Origin of the sequence: Enterobacter cloacae complex sp. 372C4 (assembly GCF_050030615.1) — a bacterium.
In the GTDB taxonomy this organism is placed as follows: Bacteria; Pseudomonadota; Gammaproteobacteria; order Enterobacterales; family Enterobacteriaceae; genus Enterobacter; species Enterobacter intestinihominis.
Genome location: NZ_JBLGUQ010000001.1, coordinates 3,536,328 through 3,552,090, shown reverse-complemented (window position 1 = coordinate 3,552,090; position 15,763 = coordinate 3,536,328). Strand labels below are relative to the sequence as shown.

Sequence of the window (15,763 nt, the reverse complement as noted above, 5' to 3'; positions counted from 1 at the left end):
AACTTGCGAGAAGGCCATAATGCCGAAAATTAAACCTCGGTTATGAGAAAGTTTGCACAAAATACACTATTTCCTGCTCAATTTCTCTCTTAAGGTGAACCTGTCACACAACTTCCATACTAGTTGTATAGCAGCTTAGCACTCTAAAACAGATAACTTTCAAACGCCTGACGCTGTGTGACACCTGAACCTTTGTCCCTTACCGTCCGTCTTGTGGAGAAGAAAATGAGTCAGGACATCAACAACACCGTTGCGACAAGCAAAACCCGTCGCGTCATTAAGAATCTGCGCTGGTACGTACTGGTGCTGTTTCTTCTTGGCGTGACCGTAAACTACATCACCCGTAACTCGTTAGGTATTCTCGCCCCCGAGCTGAAAGAGAGCCTTGGTATCACCACCGAGCAATACTCTTGGATCGTCGGCGCGTTCCAGATCGCCTATACCATTTTCCAGCCCCTGTGCGGCTGGCTGATTGACGTTATCGGCCTCAAGATAGGCTTTATGGTCTGCGCCGGGATTTGGGCGCTGATGTGTATCTTCCACGCAGGTGCCGGGAGCTGGCTGCATCTCGCGATCCTGCGCTTCTTTATGGGCGCGTCCGAAGCCGCCGCCACGCCAGCGAACGCCAAAACCATCGGTGAATGGTTCCCGAAATCAGAGCGTCCTGTTGCCGCCGGTTGGGCGGGCGTGGGCTTCTCCATCGGTGCGATGCTGGCTCCGCCAATCATTTACTTCGCTCATGCGTCGTTCGGCTGGCAGGGTGCGTTTATGTTTACCGGCGTACTGGCGCTGCTGTGGGTGATCCTGTGGTGGATCTTCTATCACAACCCGGAGCAGCACCCGAACCTGAGCCGCGACGAGCTGGCGTTTATCAAACAGGATAACGAACCCGCACCGGTCAGGCTGCCCTTTCTGACCGCGCTGAAAACCGTCTCGAAGAACAAACGGTTCTACGGTATCGCCATTCCGGCCTTTATGGCGGAACCCGCCTGGGCGGTGCTGAGCTTCTGGGTGCCGCTTTACCTCGCCAAAGAGCACGGCATGGATTTGAAACAGATCGCGATGTTCGCCTGGCTGCCGTTCCTCGCCGCCGACCTCGGCAGCGTGGCGAGCGGCTACCTCACCCGGCTTTACACCCGCTGGTTCGGCTGCACCCGCGTCAACTCGGTGGTGGCAAGTTCAGTGACCGGCGCGTTTCTGATGATTTCTCTGGCCGTTGTGGCCGTGACCCGCGACCCGTATATCACCATCGTGCTGATCTCCATCGGCGGTTTCGGCCACCAGATTATCTCCTGCATGCTGAGCGCGCTGGTCGTGGAGTCGTTCGACAAGGGCCAGATGGCGACGGTTAACGGCATGCGCGGCTCGGCGGCGTGGATCGCCAGCTTCCTGTTCTCTCTTTTGATTGGGGTGACCGCCGACAAAATCGGCTTCAACCCGCTCTTTATCGCCATGGGCTTCTTTGACCTGATTGGCGCTTTCTTCCTGGTGGCATTTATTGCTGAACGTCGCGCCAAGCGCGCCTGATAGTGGATGTATTGCATATGAAAACCCTGAAAAACTGGACCATCGATACGCAGTCAGCGAATCATCTGGAACTGCTGGTGGATAACCAGCACCGTCTGTGCCTGTATGTGCTGGAAGAGAATCTGTTCCGCGTGCTGATCAAGCGTAAAGGCCAGCTGGCGCTGGACCGCACCTGGAGCATCGCGCCGGAACAAGACGTACCGTGGGAAGGCCGCCGTCGCGACGATGTCAGCGGCTTCACCTGCCCGGCCTGGACACTGACGCAGCAGGGCGATGCGTTAACCGTAGCGACCGAACAACTGCGCGTCACCGTCCACCAGCCCCTGTGGCTGGAGTGGCACTACCGCAATGAAGCGGGCGAGTGGCAGCCGCTGGTTAACGACCGTCCCACCAGCGCCTACCTGCTCAATGCCCACGGTGACGGCGTGGCGCACTATCTCAGCCGTCGCAAGGATGAACGTTTTTACGGTCTGGGTGAGAAAGCGGGGGATTTACAGCGTAACGGCAAACGCTATGAGATGCGTAACCTGGACGCGATGGGCTATAACGCCGCCAGCACCGATCCGCTGTACAAGCACATCCCGTTCACCCTCACCCGTCGCGATGACGTGAGCTACGGCCTGTTCTACGATAACCTGAGCAGCTGCTGGCTGGATCTGGGTAACGAGATCGACAACTATCACACCGCCTACCGCCGCTGGCAGGCGGAAGCGGGCGATATTGACTACTACCTCTTCACCGGCAAGCGCGTGCTGGACGTGACGAAAGCCTTCGTGCGCCTGACGGGGAAAACGCTGTTCGGACCGAAGTGGAGCCTGGGCTACAGCGGCTCGACCATGCACTACACCGACGCGCCGGACGCGCAGGACCAGCTGATGAACTTCATCCGCCTGTGCGATGAGCATGCCATTCCGTGCGACTCGTTCCAGCTCTCCTCCGGCTATACCTCGATTAACGGCAAGCGCTACGTTTTTAACTGGAACTACGACAAAGTGCCGCAGCCGAAGGTGATGAGCCAGGCGTTCCACGACGCGGGGCTGCGGCTTGCGGCAAACATCAAGCCGTGTCTGTTGCAGGATCATCCCCGCTACGGCGAAGTGGCGGAACGCGGCCTGTTCATTCGCGATTCAGAAACCGATGCGCCTGAACGTTCCAGCTTCTGGGATGACGAAGGATCGCATCTCGACTTCACCAACCCGCAGACGGTGCAGTGGTGGCAGAACGGCGTGACCACGCAGCTGCTGGAAATGGGCATCGACTCCACCTGGAACGACAACAACGAGTATGAAGTGTGGGACGGGGAAGCGCGCTGCTATGGCTTCGGCCAGGCGATCGCCATCAAGCATATTCGCCCGGTGATGCCGCTGCTGATGATGCGCGCCTCGCTGGAAGCACAGCAGCGCTTTGCGCCGGATAAACGTCCGTATCTGATCTCCCGCTCCGGCTGTGCCGGAATGCAGCGCTACGTTCAGACCTGGAGCGGCGACAACCGTACCAACTGGGACACCCTGCGCTATAACATCCGCATGGGCCTGGGCATGAGCCTGTCCGGACTGTTCAACGTCGGTCACGACGTCGGCGGTTTCTCCGGCGACAAGCCGGATGCCGAGCTGTTCGTGCGCTGGGTACAGAACGGCGTGATGCATCCGCGCTTTACCATCCACTCGTGGAATGACGATCGCACCGTGAACGAACCGTGGATGTACCCGGGCGTGACCCCTGCGATTCGCAGCGCCATTGAACTGCGCTATCGCCTGCTGCCGTATCTCTACACCCTGCTCTGGCAGGCGCACGCCGACGACGAGCCGATGCTGCGCCCGACCTTCCTCGATCATGAACACGATGCGCAGACCTTTGAAGAGTGCGACGACTTCCTGCTGGGCCGTGACCTGCTGGTGGCCAGCGTCGTCGAAGCCGGGCAGCGCGAGCGCCGCGTCTGGCTGCCGGATAACGAAACCGGCTGGTACGATTTTTACACCCACACGTGGTATGCGGGCGGGCAATCGATCGTCCTTGATGCGCCGCTGGAAAAGCTGCCGCTTCTGGTGCGCGCAGGGGCCGGTTTGCCGCTCAGCGAACGCATCCGTCACGTGAGCGCCGATAAAGACGTTACCCGTGAGCTAAAACTGTTCCCGGTGAAAGGCGTCGGCACCCCCTCCGGGCTGCTGTTTGAGGATGACGGCGAAAGCTGGGGCTACCTGAACGGCAATGCGCTGTGGGTGGAATGGGAGATGGTGTGCGACGGCGCAAGTATCAACCTGAAGGTGAATGCGCGCGGCGACTATCGTCCGGCATGGAAGGCACTGAAGGTGTCGTTACCGACGGGGGAAAAACGTACGCTGCGGGTGAACGGGGTTGAAGGGGGCGAGTGGGTGGTTTAGTGCGGCCTGATGCCCTCACCCTAACCCACTCCCACAGGGAGAGGGGATAGAACGTAGGCCGGGTAAGGCGAAGCCGCCACCCGGCTATTTTTTTAACTCTCGATACCTTTACTGCGCAGGTAATCTTCGTAGTTACCGGTGAAGTCCACCACGCGCTCTGGCGTGATTTCGATCACGCGGGTCGCCAGGGAGCTGACGAACTCACGGTCGTGAGAGACGAAGATTAGGGTGCCCTGATACATCTCCAGCGCCATGTTCAGGGATTCGATCGATTCCATATCCAGGTGGTTGGTTGGTTCGTCCATCACCAGGATATTCGGTTTTTCCATCATCAGCTTGCCGAACAGCATACGGCCCTTTTCACCACCGGAGAGCACTTTGGCGGGCTTTTTGATGTCGTCCTGGCTGAACAGCAGACGCCCCAGAATGCTGCGTACCGCCTGCTCGTCGTCGCCTTCCTGCTTCCACTGGCTCATCCAGTCGAAGACGGTCAGATCGTTTTCGAACTCATATTCATGGTCCTGCGCGTAGTAACCAATCTGCGCGTTTTCAGACCATTTCACGGTACCGTTATCCGGTTGCATTTCGCCCACCAGAGTTTTCAGCATAGTGGATTTACCCACGCCGTTGGCACCCAGGATAGCAATCTTCTCGCCCACTTCCAGCAGCAGGTTGAAGTTTTTGAACAGCGGGCCTTCATCGAAGCCTTTGGTGAGGGCTTCCACTTCCAGCGCGTTACGGAACAGCTTCTTGTCCTGCTCGAAGCGGATGAACGGGTTCTGACGGCTGGAGGCTTTTACCTCTTCGAGCTTGATTTTGTCGATCTGACGGGCTCGCGACGTTGCCTGGCGCGATTTAGAGGCGTTGGCGCTGAAGCGGCTCACGAAGGATTGCAGGTCCGCAATCTGCGCTTTCTTCTTGGCGTTGTCGGCAAGCAGACGTTCACGCGCCTGGGTTGCCGCCGTCATGTACTCATCGTAGTTACCCGGATAAACGCGCAGCTCGCCGTAATCCAGATCCGCCATGTGCGTACACACCATGTTAAGGAAGTGACGGTCGTGCGAGATGATGATCATGGTGCTGTCGCGATCGTTCAGGGTCTGCTCCAGCCAGCGGATGGTGTCGATGTCCAGGTTGTTGGTCGGTTCGTCGAGCAGCAGGATGTCCGGGTTAGAGAACAGCGCCTGCGCCAGCAGCACACGCAGCTTCCAGCCTGGCGCAACTTCGCTCATCGGACCATAATGCTGTTCAACAGGAATGCCGACGCCCAGCAGCAGTTCGCCCGCACGCGCTTCCGCAGAGTAGCCGTCCATTTCGCCGTATTGCGTTTCCAGGTCGGCCACTTTGTAACCGTCTTCTTCGCTCATCTCAGCGAGACCGTAGATACGATCGCGCTCCTGCTTCACTTCCCACAGCTCCGCATGCCCCATGATCACGGTGTCGAGCACGGTGAACTCTTCGAAGGCGAACTGATCCTGACGCAGCTTACCGATACGCTCGTTCGGGTCGAGCGACACGTTGCCCAGCGTCGGCTCCAGGTCACCGCCGAGGATCTTCATAAAGGTGGATTTTCCGCTACCGTTGGCACCAATCAGGCCGTAACGGTTGCCGCCGCCAAATTTGACGGAAATATTTTCGAACAGCGGCTTACTGCCAAACTGCATAGTGACGTTGCTGGTAACTAACACGGAGAGATTCCTGCGAAAAGTGTGATAAACGCGGCATTATGCCACAATTCCGAATTGAGATCCTGTGTTGCGGTAATCCACTAAACTTTAACAAAATCGAAAAAAATGTGATTTCGTACACATCTGAATTCCCAGTTAACGGGAATGCACATATAATGCGCTCCCATTACAGATTCAGACTTCTCAACTCATCGCCAGAATGGCTTAGATACCTCGCATAACATGAACATGAAATTAACAACGCTTTTTGCGGCGGCGTTAGCCGTAGTAGGTTTTTGTAAGACCGCGTCTGCGGTGACGTATCCCCTGCCGACAGACGGAAGCCGTCTGGTGGGTGAAAACCAGGTGGTGACGGTTCCGGAAGGTAACACTCAGCCGCTGGAATACTTCGCGGCGCAGTATCAGCTCGGCCTGTCTAACATGCTGGAAGCGAACCCGGGCGTTGACCCGTATCTGCCGAAAGCGGGTACCGTACTCAACATTCCACAGCAGCTAATCCTGCCGGATACCGTGCACGAAGGTATCGTGATTAACAGCGCCGAAATGCGTCTGTATTACTACCCGAAAGGCACCAACACTGTGATCGTGCTGCCTATCGGTATCGGTCAGCTGGGTAAAGACACCCCGCTGAACTGGACCACCAAAGTGGAGCGTAAGAAAGCGGGCCCAACCTGGACGCCGACCGCCAAAATGCACGCTGAGTACATTGCTGCCGGTGAACCGCTGCCGGCCGTTGTGCCTGCTGGCCCGGATAACCCGATGGGTCTGTACGCGCTGTACATTGGTCGTCTGTATGCCATCCACGGTACTAACGCCAACTTCGGTATCGGCCTGCGCGTAAGCCACGGCTGCGTACGTCTGCGTAATGAAGACATCAAATTCCTGTTCGATAACGTGCCGGTCGGTACGCGCGTGCAGTTCATTAACGAACCGGTGAAAGCGACGTCAGAGCCGGACGGCAGCCGTTACATTGAAGTGCATAACCCGCTGTCCACCAGCGAAGATCAGATCAACAACAACGAAATCGTACCGATTAAGCTGACCAGCGCGGTGCAGTCCGTTACCTCTCAGGCGGATGTTGACACGACCATCGTTGACCAGGCGATTCAGAACCGTTCCGGTATGCCGGTGCGTTTGAACTAATCGCGAGCACGAACAAAGCGGGCCTCGAGGCCCGCTTTTTTTTATCCGTTATTCACAATTACGATGCCGCCATGGTCATAGCGATAGTGACAATGGGCGTACTCCAGCGGCGTACCATCTTCCAGATAGATCACCTGCTCCACCTCCAGCACCGGGTCGGTTGGCTCACAGACCAGATGCTGCATATCCAGCGCACTGGGCTTCAGCGCCCGCACCACACGATACGATCCCATGATCTTCAGCCCCAGCGTCTCCTGCACATACCGGAATACCGAACTTTCAAGATGGGTTTTGTTCAGGCCGGGCACCAGATTGAGCGGCATCACCGTGGCGTCCAGGGACATCGGCTCACCGTTGAGTAAACGCAGACGGATGAAGTCATAGATCGGCGTATCCGGATTTATCATCAGCGAGGCCTGCTCTTTCTCGTTCGGGAAGCGAAGTTCGAAGTGCACCACCTGGCTCGTCACCGTGCCTAAATGTTCCCAGGTTTTGGTCGCCCCAAAGTAGTCGCTGCCGGAGAGATCCCACTGGGAAAGCTGGAGGAAATTTTTGCGGATGAACGTGCCCTGTCCCTGCCGGGTATAGACCAGCCCTTCTACGATCAGCTGACGCATCGCCTGCTGAATGGTCATCCGGCTGGTGCTGAATTCCGCCGCCAGCGCGAACTGGTCCGGCAACGGTTCATTGGCGGCGTACTGCTGGGTAATAATGCGTTTCTTAATTTCCCGCGCTATGGTGATGTACTTCGCCGCCATCTTCCTTCCTTAAATTAGTTTTCTGTCCCGCTGTTTTTCACGGCCACTCGCTCGGCCACCTTGAGGAAAGGCAGGTAGAAGAATACACCAAATACGATGATTGCCAACTGCACCACCACCGCCCGCCAGTCCCCCGCCGTCGCCAGCCAGGCGCTGAGGATCGGCGGCGTGGTCCACGGGATCATCACCACGCAGCGCGACATCAGACCCAGCGTGGTACAGAGCCACGCAAAGTAAATCCCGATGGCGGGCAGCAGCACAAACGGGATCATCAGCGGCAGGTTAAAGACAATCGGCAGGCCGAAAATCACCGGCTCGTTGATGTTGAACAGACCCGGCGCCAGTGACAGACGCGCCACCTGCTTCGCTGATTTCTGTCTTGAGAAGATGAAGATAGCGATCAGCAATGAGATAGTGCTGCCCGTCCCGCCCACCATGCCAAAGGTCGGCACAAAGATGTTGTTGATGATGTGTGGGATCGGCTGGCCGTTGGCAAAGGCCAGCATGTTCTCGTTGGTGTTGATCAGCAGAAACGGCTCCAGCACCACGCTGTTGACTACCGACTGATGAATACCGAGCGTGAACAGGAAGTTACCGAAGCTGTAAATGAAGATCGTCCCGGGCAGACTGGTGTTGATCAGCCGCAGCGGCTGCTGAATGAATGTCGTAATGAGATGGATCAGATCCGTATGCAGCACGTTCGCCAGTATGGCCGCCAGCACCGCAAACAGGGAGAGCGTGAGGATTGTCGGGATCAGCGCGGTAAAGGATTTGCTCACCGCCGGAGGCACGTTCTCCCCCAGCGAAATGTGCAGCGCCTTCAGCCGTGAAATGGCGATAAACAACTCGGTTGAGAGCAGCCCAATCAGCACCCCGGCGAAAATCCCGGTGGAGCCGATATTGGCGAACGTCAGCACCTGGGTGACGTTCACCGTGGCGTCGCTGCCGACAGGCGTAATCTGTAAGCGCATCGGCATCATGATGATGAAGCTGCTGACGGCGATAACCACTGCCGAGACCGGATTGTCGAAATCTTTGTTGCGCGCCAGCGACCAGGCGATCATCGGTGCCAGCAGCAGCGCGGCGATGTTCAGCGTGCCGTTGATAATCGCCTCGCCCCACACCTTAAACTGCGTGAGCGTGTCGCCTTCCAGCACCCATGGAAACACGACGTTGTTCACCAGCACCGCCAGACCGGCGAGGATGAAAATCGGCATCACCGTGGCGAAAGCGTCCCGCAGGGATCGCAGGTGTACCTGGTTTGCCAGGCGCGCCGAGAACTCAACAAATTTATCGACAAAAGACTGCATGTGCGGTGTTATTTTTGTTTCAGACATAGCGGAGTATTCCCATCAATCAGTCACAAAAACGGCCCGGCAGCGTACGGCTTACATCTCGCGTCCGTTAGTATGGATAACCTGTTTTAACCACGCGTAGCTCTTCTTCGGCACGCGCTTAAGGTCTTTCAGGTCGTGATTTTCACGGTTGACGTAGACCACGCCGTAGCGCTTACGCATGTCACCCTGCGAGCTGAGAATGTCGATTAAGCCCCAGCCGAGGTAGCCCATTACCTCTGCCCCGTCCTCGAATATTGCCGCTTTCATCGCCTCGATGTGCGCCCGGTGGTAGTCGATGCGGTAGGTGTCCTCGATCGGGTTTACCCCGTCCCAGGACTCGATCACGCCGATGCCGTTTTCAATCGGGAATACCGGCATCCGCCAGTCGTTGGCATAGCGGGTGATGATGGTGCGAAAGCCCAGCGGGTCGATCTGCCAGTTCCACTCGGTGGCTTTCAGGTACGGGTTATTTTTCTCGCCATGCAGCAGGTAATGGTTCACCGGCGTGCCTTCCGGGATGGCATCGCTGTCCAGCGTTTTGCTGGCGTAATAGCTGAAGGCCATAAAGTCGTTCTTCGTGCGCGCAAACAGCGCGAGATCGTCTGCGCGGTAGATATCACCGAAGCCCTCCTGCTCCACCACCGCCATCACCGCCGGGCTGTAGCCCTGTCCCGCGAAGACGCGCAGCAGGTTCTGGTTGAGGAATTCGTCGTACTGCTGGGCGCAGAAGATATCGCGCGGTTTGCAGGTGGCTGGATAAATCAACTGGTGCGCCAGCATGCCGCCCATCAGCTTGCCTGGCTTAGTCTGGTGCAGGTATTCGGTCAGAGTCATGTGCGCCACCATCGCATGGTGCTGAAGCTCATACAGCTCGCGCAGGGTTTGCTCGCCTTTCATGTAACCGGAAATGCGAAAAGCTTCCGGCATATGGAAAATGTTCTGCTCGTTGAAGGTCAGCCAGTACTTCACGCGATCGCCGTAGCAGTCGATCATCTTCTTGCCGTAGCGGATAAAGGCCTCCATCACCCGGCGGTCGTTGAAGCCGTTGTACTCCTGCGCCAGCGCCAGCGGCATATCGAAGTGGTAGAGGCAGACCATCGGCTCAATACCGCGGGCGAGCAGATCGTTAATAAAGCTGTCGTAAAACGCGATACCTTCGGCGTTGAACTCGCCGTCACCCTGCGGGCAGACGCGGCTCCAGGAGATCTGGAAGCGGTAGCAGTTCATGCCCAGATCCTGCATCAGATCGAAATCTTCCCGGTAGCGGTGGTAGGAGTCGGTCGCCACTTTCCAGTCGGAGATGTTTTCTCCTGCTTCCCGAATGTCATATACCGACATCCCCTTCCCGCCCTCATTCCATGCCCCTTCCGTCTGCATGCTGGATACCGAGTTGCCCCATAAAAAGTTGGCTGGCAGTGATTTGTTCATGATTGCTCCCTATATGACTAGTCATTTAAATTTCATGACTAGTCATATAGATCGAGATCAAACATCAGGCAAAGAGAAGGAGCATTTTTTGTGAGGTGGGTTGAAATAAAGACCAGAGATAGTAGCCCCGGTAAGCGAAGCGCCACCGGGGAAAAGGAAGGTTACTGCTGCGCGAGCTGACTACGACGGTATTCCCCCTGCCGCTCCAGCATCCAGCCTGGATATTCGCGCGGCAGCGCGCTGACGGCATCAAGCTGTTTAAGCTCGTCTTCGCTTAAACGGATCCCGGTGGCGGCAATATTATCGTCCAGCTGATCGACGCGTTTCGCACCAATAATGACGCTGGTCACCGCTTTTTGATGCAGCAGCCATGCCAGCGCGATTTGCGCCACGGAGACGCCCCTACGCTCGGCAATGACGCGCATTACGTCCACGCAGTCGAAGGCGCGATCTTTATTCACCGGCGGGAAGTCAAATTCCAGACGGCGGCCTCCGGTTTCGCTCTGCCCGTCACGACCGTATTTTCCGCTCAGCAGGCCGCCCGCCAGCGGGCTCCAGACCATCAATCCGACGCCTTCGCTCTGCATCATCGGCACCAGCTCGCGCTCCAGGTCACGTCCGGCAATGGTGTAATACGCCTGCAACGATGCGAAACGCGCCAGCCCAAGACGGTCAGAAATACCGAGCGCTTTGGCAATCTGCCACGCAGTCCAGTTCGAAACGCCGATGTATCGCACGTGACCGTGCTGCACAAGGTTATCCAGTGCGTAAAGCGTCTCCTCGATGGGGGTCGCGGGGTCGAAACCGTGCAGCTGATAGAGATCGATATGATCGAGCTGCAGGCGGCGCAGGCTCTTCTTTACGCTGTCGATAATGTGATAGCGCGAGCCGCCGCGTGAGTTCACTCCCGCCGTGCCCGTTTCACCAAACACCTTTGTGGCGACCACCACGTTTTCACGTGGAACGTTCAGGTTTTTCAGCGCCTGCCCGAGGATCTCCTCCGAGCGTCCTTCCGAATAGACGTCGGCAGTGTCGATAAAGTTGATGCCCGCGTCCAGCGCGCGGCCCACCAGCTGCTCGGCTTCGTTTTGCCTTAGCTGGCCAATCTTGCCCCACATGCCGCCCTCGCCGCCGAAGGTCATGGTGCCGAGGCAGAGTTCAGAAACAAACAGTCCGGTATTGCCCAGTTTTTGATAACGCATAACGCTTTCCTCGCATGTCGATTGGGTGTCTGTTAGTTATACCCGCCCCCCAGCCATCGCGAATGTGGCGTTCCTGTCCGTTTCTTGCCCAATCCTCTGAATCTATCCGCGCGGGGCATCGCCAAAGACGCTGTAGTCTGGCAGCTGAACCTGCTGATACGGCTCCCAGCCGCCGCCGAGGGCTTTGTAGAGCGCCACCAGGTCAAGCGCGCTCTGCACCTGCGCCTGCGCCCGCTGCTGTTCGGCCTGAGCGAGCTGACGCTGGGCGTCCAGCACGTCAATAAAACTGGCGATCCCCTGTCGGTAGCTGTCGCTGGCGAGATCAAAAGCGTTTTGCAGCGCGTCGATGGTTTTCGCCAGGCCCGCCTCACGCTGCTGGTCAGTGCGATAGCTCACCAGCGCGTTTTCAACGTCGCCGAGCGCCGTCAGCACCGTCTGACGATAGTCCAGCACCGCCGCCCCTTGCTGTGCGCGGGCCACCTTGACGCTGGAGACCAGCCGACCGCCCTGGAAGATGGGGATGGAGACCTGCGGACCGAAGCTGTAAAAGTGGCTGCTCCAGTCGGTCAGCCAGCCGGATTCGCTGTTACGCAGGCCAAACTGCCCGGAGAGGGTGAAGCTTGGGAACAGTTCGGCTACCGAGACGCCAATTTGCGCCGTAGCGGCATGGAGGTTCGCCTCAGCTTCGCGCACGTCCGGGCGACGACGCGCCAGCGTTGACGGAATGCCGGTTTGCACAATATCCGGCAACGCTGGCATCGGCTGCACGGATTGTAATTCGGCATCCAGCGCCCCCGGCGGTTTGCCGAGCAGGATGGCCAGCCCGTTCATCGCCTGGCGTTCCTGCGCCTGATACTGCGGCAATTGGGCTTCAAGATTGCCCAGCTGCGCCCGGGCGTTTTCTACGTCCATCTGCGGTGACAGCCCGCCCCGCTGGCGGCTTTCGGTCAGATCCAGCGTCTGCTGCGCGCTTTCAATTTGCGTATTAAGCGTGGCAATGATGCTCTGCGCCCCTCGCAGCTGTAGCCACGCCCGCGCCACTTCGGCTTCCAGCGAGACCAGCGCATCGTTACGCTGCTCGATCGCCGCCCGCTGCTGCGCCTCGGCCGCTTCTACCTGACGGCGCACCTTGCCCCACAGGTCGATTTCCCACTGAGCGTCGAAGCTGCCCTGATAGAGGTTAATCGGCTGCGTCAGCGGGCCTAACGCGCTTCGCAACTGCGGATCGACATTATTCAACTGGTCATACACGCCGTGGGATTTCAGCTCCCCTTCCAGCCCAAGCTGCTGGCGCGTCGCCTGCACATTGCCATTCACCGACGGGAAAAATGCCCCGCCGGCCTGGTTAATCTGTTCGCGCGCGCCGGCAATGCGTAATACGGTTTGCTGTAGCGTCAGATTTCCGGCGATGGCGCGTTCAATCAGGCTGTCGAGCTGCGGCGAGCCGAAGGTTTTCCACCAGCGCGGGTTGGTGGCGGCGGAAGACGTTTGTGATTTCACCGCGCCGTCGCCCTTATCGTTCCAGTGCGTGGTGGCGGGCGGTGCAGGCTGTTGGTAGTCCGGCCCGACGGCGCAGCCCACCAGCAGCATCATTATCATCAGGGGGTGTAAACGTCTGTGTATCATCAGTGTGCTCCTGCACTCCCCTCGCTCTTAACCGGCGAGAGCAACAAACAAAACGGAATCAGTAAGAAGGCCACCGCGCTCAGAATGGTGAAGACGTCAATGTAGGCCAGAAAGCGCGACTGCTCGATCATGGTCTGGTACATCCGCCCGGTGGCAATGCCGGTCGGATCGCCCACCTGAGTGGTGAAGTTCTGGATCGCCTGGGCGCTTTCGCGTATCGCCAGCTGGAACTGCTCATTAAACGGCGAAGCGTGGTAAGCCAGATGCGCGCTGTGCGCCTGTGAGCGCTCGGTGATCGCCGCCGTCGAGAGCGAAATCCCAATCGAGCCGGCCACGTTGCGGAACATGGTAAACAGCGCCGCCGCGTCGGCGTTAAGCCGCCTCGGGATCGAGATAAAGGCGATGGTGGTAAGGGGCACAAACAGGAACCCGAGTCCAATCGACTGGGCGCTGCGGAACAGCACCAGCGTTTCGAAATCGATATCCGGCGTCAGCGTCCGGGACCAGAAGAACGACACCGCCAGGCAGGTAAAGCCGAAGGCGATGATCCAGCGCGTCTGCACCACCGGCATCAGCTTCAGTACCAGCGGAATAGTCAGCACAATCAGCACCGCGCCGGGCGAGAGCACCAGCCCGGACCAGGTGGCGGTATAGCCCAAATCCTGCTGCGCCAGTTGCGGAATAACCACCGAACTGCCGTAGAGGATCATCGACATCCCCGCCATCAGCAGGCTGGAGATCGCAAAGTTGCGATCCTTCATACAGTGCAGATCCACCACCGGCTTTTTGGCATACATCAGCCAGTAGATCGCGCCGATAATGCCGACCAGCGTCAGTACCGCGAAGGTGCGGATAAAGTTCGAATAGAACCAGTCATCATCTTCGCCCCGGTCGAGCATCACCTGCAAACAGCCAAGTCCGAGAGCGATCAGGCCGATCCCCGTCCAGTCGACGGTGAGCTTCTCTTCCGACTTTTTCTCCCACGGCGGATCTTCCAGCAGCTGATAGATGGCCAGCACCGTCACAATCCCTACCGGAATATTGATAAAGAACACCCAGCGCCAGGAGTAGTTATCGGTGATCCAGCCTCCCAGCGTCGGGCCAAGTACCGGCGCGACGATAATGGCAATGGATGAAAGGCCAAAGGCTTTGCCCCTGTCCTCCGGCTTGAAGTAATCGAGCAGCACCGATTGCTGCGTGGGCTGCAACCCGCCGCCAAAAAAGCCCTGCATCACACGGAACAGGATGATTTGCCAAAGCTCGGTGGCGATGCCGCACAGGAACGAGCAGATGGTGAACATCACAATGCAGATCAGGAAGAACTGCTTGCGGCCAAACAGCCGGCTCAGGAAGGCCGAGATCGGCAGCACGATGCCGTTCGCCACCAGGTAGCTGGTGAGCACCCAGGTGGATTCGTCATAGCTGGCCGAGAGCGACCCCGCGACGTGGGGCAGCGCCACGTTGACGATGGTGGTGTCCAGAATTTCCATAAACACCGCCAGGGTGACCACAATCGCCACCGCCCACGGGTTACTGGCGGGCTTCCAGTTTTCGTGGCTGCTGTCCGTCATTCCACGGTGACCTTCGGTTCAACCGACAGCCCCAGCGGCAGCGGTTTGTTCGGATCCAGCCCCTTATCAATGACGATTTTCACCGGCACGCGCTGAACGATCTTCACAAAGTTACCGGTGGCGTTTTCCGACGGGAAGGCGGAGAAGCGCGAGCCGCTGCCCTGCTGGATGCTGTCAATATGGCCTTCGAGCGCCATATCCGGCCAGGCATCGACGGACACGGTCACTTTGTCGCCCGGCTTCATACGTTCAAGCTGCGACTCCTTGAAGTTCGCCACCACCCACACGTTCGGGGAAACCAGCGAGAACAGTGCCGTGCCTGCCTGCACCAGCGTACCAGGCTGGACGTTGCGTTTGGTGACAAAACCGTCGAACGGGGCGCGGACTTCGGTATAAGAGAGGTTCAGGTTGGCGGTTTCCAACTGCGCTCTGGCCTGATCGACCTGCCGTTCGCGGGCTTCGACGTTAGTCTCCTGCTGGCGGATTTGCAGCTGGACCTGCTCCGCCACCTCCAGCTGCGCCTGCGCGCTGGCCAGACCCGCCTGGGCACTCCGCAGTTGAGCGTTCGCGGCATCGATGCTTTGTTGTGTGGTCGCGCGGGGGTCAACGCCGCGCTGACGGCGGTACTCCGCCTGAGCGTTGGTCATATCCGCCTGGGCTTTCAGTACCTGGGCTTTGGCTTCATCGCGCTGGGCGGGATATTGCACCTTCGAGAGCGCCAGCTGCGCCTGCGCCTGATGCAACTGCGCAACCGCCAGCCCAAGCTGGGCCTGAGCCTGATCGCGCTGGGCGGTGGTATCACGCGGATCGATCACCACCAGCACATCCCCTTTCTTTACACGCTGGTTATCCCGCACGCGAAGTTCGGTAACGTAGCCTGCCGTTTTTGGGGCAATGGTCACTACGTCGCCGTCGGTGAAGGCGTCGTCGGTGGTCTCTTCGTTACGGGTTAAAAACCACCAGACCAGCGCCACGATCACCATCACGATGACCACGATGCCAAGGATAATTAACGGTTTTTTGCCCGGGCGCTTGCGCTCGTTATTGTTTTGATCCTGCTCGTCAGCAGGTGGATTTTGATCTTCTGCCATAGTTCAGCAAC

At 58.2% G+C, this 15,763-nt stretch carries 11 protein-coding genes; 3 read left to right on the top strand and 8 right to left on the bottom strand.

Features of this window, described 5'->3' with window-relative positions; translation table 11 throughout:
- The first annotated feature begins 225 nt into the window (after positions 1–225).
- Positions 226–1,527, top strand: a complete 1,302-nt coding sequence (locus ACQG11_RS17285) for an MFS transporter (RefSeq protein WP_023299659.1) — start codon at positions 226–228, stop codon at positions 1,525–1,527.
- A gap of 17 nt (positions 1,528–1,544) precedes the next feature.
- Positions 1,545–3,908: a TIM-barrel domain-containing protein gene (locus ACQG11_RS17280; protein WP_426728619.1), complete on the top strand. Its 2,364-nt coding sequence runs from the start codon at positions 1,545–1,547 to the stop codon at positions 3,906–3,908.
- Positions 3,909–4,000: 92 nt separating this feature from the next.
- On the opposite strand, the gene ACQG11_RS17275 is transcribed toward ACQG11_RS17280, so the two are convergent.
- Positions 4,001–5,596 (bottom strand): ABC-F family ATPase, encoded by a 1,596-nt coding sequence (locus tag ACQG11_RS17275; protein WP_022647534.1) that lies wholly within the window; start codon positions 5,594–5,596, stop codon positions 4,001–4,003.
- A gap of 222 nt (positions 5,597–5,818) precedes the next feature.
- Between ACQG11_RS17275 and ldtB the strand changes: the two genes are divergently transcribed.
- Positions 5,819–6,739 carry a L,D-transpeptidase gene (ldtB, locus tag ACQG11_RS17270; protein ID WP_003858435.1) on the top strand — a complete coding sequence of 307 codons (921 nt, stop codon included), beginning with the start codon at positions 5,819–5,821 and terminating at the stop codon, positions 6,737–6,739.
- A 41-nt stretch (positions 6,740–6,780) separates the two neighbouring features.
- On the opposite strand, the gene ACQG11_RS17265 is transcribed toward ldtB, so the two are convergent.
- The 7 genes from ACQG11_RS17265 to ACQG11_RS17235 form a co-directional block, all read right to left on the bottom strand.
- Entirely contained in the window at positions 6,781–7,497 is a 717-nt protein-coding gene (locus ACQG11_RS17265) for a GntR family transcriptional regulator (protein WP_015571043.1), read from the bottom strand.
- A gap of 14 nt (positions 7,498–7,511) precedes the next feature.
- On the bottom strand, positions 7,512–8,834 hold the full coding sequence (locus ACQG11_RS17260; RefSeq protein ID WP_023299655.1) for a PTS sugar transporter subunit IIC: 1,323 nt from the start codon (positions 8,832–8,834) through the stop codon (positions 7,512–7,514).
- A gap of 51 nt (positions 8,835–8,885) precedes the next feature.
- A complete protein-coding gene (locus tag ACQG11_RS17255) occupies positions 8,886–10,262 on the bottom strand; it encodes a glycoside hydrolase family 1 protein (RefSeq protein WP_063146189.1) in 1,377 nt (458 codons plus the stop codon).
- A 161-nt stretch (positions 10,263–10,423) separates the two neighbouring features.
- Entirely contained in the window at positions 10,424–11,464 is a 1,041-nt protein-coding gene (locus ACQG11_RS17250; RefSeq protein WP_320683937.1) for an aldo/keto reductase, read from the bottom strand.
- 102 nt (positions 11,465–11,566) lie between these two features.
- Positions 11,567–13,090: an efflux transporter outer membrane subunit gene (locus ACQG11_RS17245; protein WP_058646137.1), complete on the bottom strand. Its 1,524-nt coding sequence runs from the start codon at positions 13,088–13,090 to the stop codon at positions 11,567–11,569.
- Entirely contained in the window at positions 13,090–14,661 is a 1,572-nt protein-coding gene (locus tag ACQG11_RS17240; RefSeq protein WP_426728618.1) for a DHA2 family efflux MFS transporter permease subunit, read from the bottom strand. Before ACQG11_RS17240 ends, ACQG11_RS17245 begins: the two co-directional genes overlap by 1 nt.
- The gene (locus tag ACQG11_RS17235) at positions 14,658–15,752 is read right to left on the bottom strand and encodes an HlyD family secretion protein (protein ID WP_023305746.1); all 1,095 of its coding nucleotides are present in this window, start codon (positions 15,750–15,752) and stop codon (positions 14,658–14,660) included. Before ACQG11_RS17235 ends, ACQG11_RS17240 begins: the two co-directional genes overlap by 4 nt.
- Positions 15,753–15,763 lie beyond the last annotated feature (11 nt).

Excerpts from the sequence above, each read along its gene's own strand:
- ACQG11_RS17285 (WP_023299659.1), top strand. The coding sequence starts at position 226 with ATGAGTCAGGACATCAACAACACCGTTGCGACAAGCAAAACCCGTCGC.
- ACQG11_RS17280 (WP_426728619.1), top strand. The coding sequence starts at position 1,545 with ATGAAAACCCTGAAAAACTGGACCATCGATACGCAGTCAGCGAATCAT.
- ldtB (WP_003858435.1), top strand. The coding sequence starts at position 5,819 with ATGAACATGAAATTAACAACGCTTTTTGCGGCGGCGTTAGCCGTAGTA.
- ACQG11_RS17265 (WP_015571043.1), bottom strand. The coding sequence starts at position 7,497 with ATGGCGGCGAAGTACATCACCATAGCGCGGGAAATTAAGAAACGCATT.
- ACQG11_RS17260 (WP_023299655.1), bottom strand. The coding sequence starts at position 8,834 with ATGTCTGAAACAAAAATAACACCGCACATGCAGTCTTTTGTCGATAAA.
- ACQG11_RS17255 (WP_063146189.1), bottom strand. The coding sequence starts at position 10,262 with ATGAACAAATCACTGCCAGCCAACTTTTTATGGGGCAACTCGGTATCC.
- ACQG11_RS17250 (WP_320683937.1), bottom strand. The coding sequence starts at position 11,464 with ATGCGTTATCAAAAACTGGGCAATACCGGACTGTTTGTTTCTGAACTC.
- ACQG11_RS17245 (WP_058646137.1), bottom strand. The coding sequence starts at position 13,090 with ATGATACACAGACGTTTACACCCCCTGATGATAATGATGCTGCTGGTG.
- ACQG11_RS17240 (WP_426728618.1), bottom strand. The coding sequence starts at position 14,661 with ATGACGGACAGCAGCCACGAAAACTGGAAGCCCGCCAGTAACCCGTGG.
- ACQG11_RS17235 (WP_023305746.1), bottom strand. The coding sequence starts at position 15,752 with ATGGCAGAAGATCAAAATCCACCTGCTGACGAGCAGGATCAAAACAAT.